The 4,739-nt window shown below is 59.4% G+C and carries 5 protein-coding genes; all 5 read left to right on the forward strand.

Annotated features, from left to right (window positions below; genetic code table 11):
- A partial coding sequence (locus ACR2FV_RS16515; protein WP_434016797.1) for a carbohydrate ABC transporter permease occupies nucleotides 1–798 on the forward strand: 798 nt, incomplete at its 5' end.
- Between the two features lie 4 nt (nucleotides 799–802).
- Complete coding sequence (locus ACR2FV_RS16520) at nucleotides 803–1,915, forward strand: Gfo/Idh/MocA family protein (RefSeq protein ID WP_434016798.1); 1,113 nt, start codon at nucleotides 803–805, stop codon at nucleotides 1,913–1,915.
- Between the two features lie 44 nt (nucleotides 1,916–1,959).
- On the forward strand, nucleotides 1,960–2,361 hold the full coding sequence (locus ACR2FV_RS16525; RefSeq protein WP_434016799.1) for a cupin domain-containing protein: 402 nt from the start codon (nucleotides 1,960–1,962) through the stop codon (nucleotides 2,359–2,361).
- Nucleotides 2,362–2,432: 71 nt separating this feature from the next.
- A complete protein-coding gene (locus ACR2FV_RS16530) occupies nucleotides 2,433–3,683 on the forward strand; it encodes a Tm-1-like ATP-binding domain-containing protein (RefSeq protein ID WP_434016800.1) in 1,251 nt (416 codons plus the stop codon).
- Between the two features lie 14 nt (nucleotides 3,684–3,697).
- A complete protein-coding gene (locus tag ACR2FV_RS16535; RefSeq protein ID WP_434016801.1) occupies nucleotides 3,698–4,525 on the forward strand; it encodes a phosphoenolpyruvate hydrolase family protein in 828 nt (275 codons plus the stop codon).
- The last annotated feature ends 214 nt before the right edge of the window (nucleotides 4,526–4,739 follow it).

A 4,739-nucleotide genomic window follows, 5' to 3' on the forward strand; every position in this document is an offset into this window, starting at 1 on the left:
GTATTCGTCATTCTCACGGTGTTGACGACCATATCACTGGTTCCGTTCCTTTGGGTCATCAGCAGCGCGTTCAAGGACAATACGGAGATCTTCGGCTCCATGGCACTGCTTCCAGAAAGCTGGAAATGGGACAACTTCAAGGAGGCGTGGGTTGGCGGACAATTCGGACGATATTTTATTAATACCATCATTGTGGCGGTAGGAACGACGGCCATCCGCGTCGCAGTTGCCGCGCCAGCGGGCTATGAGTTCGCAAAGACACAGTTGAAGTATGCTTCATGGCTCTTTTACCTGTACCTCTTCGGAATCACGCTCCCGATCGAATCGATCATCGTTCCGCTGTTCTTCCAGGTCAAGGATCTCGGACTCGTCAACAGTCATCTGGGTCTGATCCTGGCCCTGGTCGGTACTGGTGTCCCGTTCGGCGTCTACCTGATGCGGAGCTTCTTCCGGGATCTGCCTGATGCGTTGGGCGAAGCCGCACGCCTGGATGGCGCAAGTGAATGGGAGATTTTCTTCCGGATCATGATGCCTCTCGCCAAGCCAGGTCTGCTGGCGCTCGGCGTCTTCAGTTTCCTCGGCGCATGGAATGAGTACTTTCTCTCTATTCTTCTGTTGATCACGGAGGACACCCGCACTATCCCCCTCGGATTGGTGCGATTCCAGCAGACCAACATGACTGACTACGGAGCAATGTTCGCTGCCATCACGCTGGCGATCATCCCGTCGCTTCTCATTTACGTTGTGCTGCAAAGGCAGTTTATCAGTGGCCTGGCCGCGGGCGCTACAAAGGGATAGTTCGATGGAGCCACAAGAGAGCGATTACGTTCGTTACAATTTCGAATACGAGCACAAGCTACGCACCGCATTCATCGGTGCTGGCGGACACTCTTTCCGTAACGTGTACCCGACGTTTCAATACGCTCCGATCGACCTCGTCGCGGTGTGTGACCTTGATGCGGACCGATCGGCGGCATTCGCGAGGCAGTTCGGCGCGACTGTTAGCTACACCGATCATCGGGAGATGCTTAACCGCGAGACGCTCGATGTGGTCTTCATCGTGACGAGCTACGATGCGGAAGGACGGCCACAGGCCACACAGCTTGCGCTCGACGCCCTGGAAGCTGGCTGCCATGTCTGGATGGAGAAACCGACCGCCGCCAGCGTTGCTGAAGTCGATCAACTCATGGTGACCAGCCGTCGGACTGGGCGCTTTGTCATGACCGGATTGAAGAAGACATTCTTCCCGTCGATCGTCAAGGCCAGGGAGATCATCGAGTCCGAAGAGTTCGGTCGGCCCGCTTCCATGTATATTCGCTACCCACAGGCGATACCGCCGCTGGAGCAGCGCGGTGATCTCAGGAACGTGCAGGGACTCCTCGACCACATCTACCATCCGGGGTCGATCATCATTGAGTTGATGGGCAAGATTGAGTCGTTCTCCTACGAATGGGAATCGGTCACTGGAGGGAGCGTAACCAGTCTCAAATTCACGTCAGGCGCCGTCGGCACGCTTCACATGCCCGGTTTACGCAATAGCGTCAGCCCACTCGAGCGGTTGGAGGTCGTGGGCGAGCATGCGAGCGTCATCGTCGAAAATGGTGTCAAGGTGACGTACTATCGACCGGCCGAGCGTCCTGCTTACGGGCGATCGGCATCCTATCTTGTTGATAACGACGTGGCGCCGCTGTATTGGGAGCCCGAGTTCTCGCTCGGCCAACTCTACAACAAGAACATCTTCTATCTCGGCTATGTCCCTGAAGTGCTTCACTTTTGTGAGAGTGTGCTCACGAAATGCCCTCCGGAGAAAGGAACGCTAGAGCAGGCACGTGAAATCGCCAAACTCTTCGAGGGATATTGCACGACGGAGCCGGGCGTGCGGGCGTATATCAATCATCCGGCGGCCGTCAACTGATTTGGAATATCGCGAGCCGATTGTCGTACAGCAAGGAAGTTTCCATGAGCCACAGTTCGTCGATCGATCTGAACAACATTGTCCGGCGCGTCTCTGAGTCAGATGCCGTCTCCCTGAGTTGGGGACGCCTCGTCTGGCTCATCGGCGAGAAGGAGACGCCCGGCGCTGAGCAAACGCTTGGTGTGGTTACTATCGAGCCAGGCAAGCGGAACCCTCTCCACTTTCACCCCAATTGTGAAGAGCTGCTCTATGTGATGGAGGGCGAGGCGGATCACAAGCTGGGTGACGAGATGTTTCACATCACCACCGGCGACGTGATCCGAATTCCCCAGGGCGTTCCGCATTGGGCGCAGGCTAAGGGAGAGACGCCGCTGGTAGCTCTGATTTCGTTCTCGGCGGCGGACCGCAAGACCGAGAACCTTGAAGACACCGGGGACATCGCCTGATCGAGCGAGTGCCATTGTATCGGGATGTATAGATCAGACCAATCCCGACGAACGCGGACTGAATGAGGAGCATGAATCCGATGGCCACCGTTGTCCTGCTGGGCACCCTCGATACCAAAGGTGCGGAATATGCCTACCTTCGCGACCAAATCACACAACACTCGGACTGCGATGTAGTCATCGTTGACGCAGGTGTATTAGGTGAGCCGCAAACCACCGCCGACATCTCGCGCCATGACGTAGCACGGGCCGCGGGAACAACCATCGATGATCTCGTCGCCGCCAACGATCGCGGAGCGGCGGTGGCCGCGATGGCTGACGGAGCGAGCAAGATTGTCAGCGATCTGTTCGCGGCAGGGCGGCTCCAGGGCATACTCGGCCTCGGCGGCAGCGGAGGCACGTCGCTGGTGACGCACGCAATGCAGGCGCTGCCGGTCGGGGTGCCGAAGCTCATGGTGTCAACGGTCGCGTCGGGCGATACCCGGCCTTATGTGGGCGCGGTTGATATCACGATGATGTATTCCGTGGTCGACATTGCCGGAATCAACAGGATCTCGGCACGCATCCTCGGAAACGCCGCCGCTGGCATCGCTGGCATGGCAACGGCATACGCCGTACCTCTCCCCGACATGGGCAACAAGCCTTTGATCGGCGCGACGATGTTCGGCGTGACGACGCCGAGTGTGACGAAGGCGCGCGAGTTGCTGGAAGCCAAAGGGTACGAGGTGCTCGTCTTTCATGCGACCGGTGCTGGCGGCCAGTCGATGGAGGCATTGGTCAGCGGCGGCTTCCTGGACGGAGTGCTCGATATCACGACGACAGAGCTGGCCGACGACCTGGTGGGTGGGGTATTTTCCGCCGGACCTGATCGCATGAAAGCTACTTGCCAGTCCGGGCTACCTCAGGTAGTGTCTCTTGGTGCGCTCGACATGGTCAATTTCGGACCGAAAGACACTGTGCCGGGGCGCTTCCGGGATCGCAATCTGTATGTTCACAATCCATCGGTGACATTGATGAGGACCACGCCGGAGGAGTGCGCCGAGCTGGGTAGGCGGATCGGCGTCAGGCTCAGTGCCGCGACAGGGCCGGTAGCGCTCTTCATTCCCCGTGGCGGGGTATCGGCAATTGCCGTCGAGGGAGGCGTGTTTCACGATCCCGAAGCGGATACAGCGCTCCTGCAAAGCCTGATGGAGAACCTTGGAGACAATGTCGACGTCCATGATCTTGCATACGACATCAACGATCCGCGATTCGCCACGGCGATGGCCGATCGAATGGCGGAGCTCGTGTCTCGTGAATCATCCTCGGAGAACAAGGCATGACAGGCAGAAGCGATGTGAACAGTCGAACCGGGATTCTCGATCGGCTTCGCGCCAAGGTAGCGCGAGGAAAGGTGATCGTCGGAGCGGGAGCGGGCACGGGCCTCTCGGCAAAGTGCGTCGAGCAGGGCGGCGTCGACCTGATCGTCATCTACAACTCCGGTCGTTTTCGCATGGCGGGACGGGGATCACTGGCAGGGATGATGCCCTATGGTGACGCAAACGGGATCGTCGTCGAGATGGCAAGCGAGGTGTTGCCGGTAGTTCAGCGAACACCGGTGCTGGCGGGTGTCTGCGGCACCGATCCCTTCCGGTTGATGCCGGTGTTTCTGGATCAGCTCAAGGCAATGGGATTCGCGGGTGTCCAGAACTTCCCCACGGTGGGCCTCATCGATGGGACTTTCCGGCAGAATCTCGAGGAAACGGGCATGGGTTTCGACCTCGAGGTCGAGATGATCCGGCTTGCGCGCCAGCGCGATCTGCTGACGTCACCGTACTGCTTCGATCCGGACAGCGCTCGGGCGATGGCACAGGCAGGCGCCGACATCCTGGTGCCGCATCTTGGGTTGACGACCAAGGGCTCTATCGGCGCCACGACGGCCGTCCCGCTGGACGAGGCGCCGGGATTGGTACAGGCCATGAATGATGCTGCAAAGGACGTGAATCCGGATATCCTGGTGCTGTGCCATGGAGGACCGATAGCTGAGCCAGAGGATGCGGAATACGTCCTTGCTCACACACGTGGGGTGGTCGGATTCTACGGTGCGTCGAGCATGGAGCGCTTGCCCACGGAAGTGGCCATCACCGAGAACACCAGGCGATTCACGTCGCTCACCATCGGTTAGCCTGGTCGGTTCAGTCATCGCCTTGCGCAACCACGGCACGCAAGGTTTCGCGAGAGCGACATGTGGACGTGCGTGGCGGGCCTCGCGATCACTGTGTAGCGGGGAAGGGGGGGGGGGGGGGGGGGCCACCACCCCCCCCCCCCCCTCTTTTCCCCCCCCCCCCCCCAAAAACCCCACAAAAAAAAAACCCCCCCTTTCCCCCCCCCCCCCCCCC

This window comes from Ornithinimicrobium sp., from assembly GCF_051004135.1.
Taxonomy (GTDB): domain Bacteria; phylum Actinomycetota; class Actinomycetes; order Actinomycetales; family Dermatophilaceae; genus Ornithinicoccus.

Coding starts and splice junctions, on each gene's coding strand:
- ACR2FV_RS16520 (WP_434016798.1), top strand. CDS start 803: ATGGAGCCACAAGAGAGCGATTACGTTCGTTACAATTTCGAATACGAG.
- ACR2FV_RS16525 (WP_434016799.1), top strand. CDS start 1,960: ATGAGCCACAGTTCGTCGATCGATCTGAACAACATTGTCCGGCGCGTC.
- ACR2FV_RS16530 (WP_434016800.1), top strand. CDS start 2,433: ATGAATCCGATGGCCACCGTTGTCCTGCTGGGCACCCTCGATACCAAA.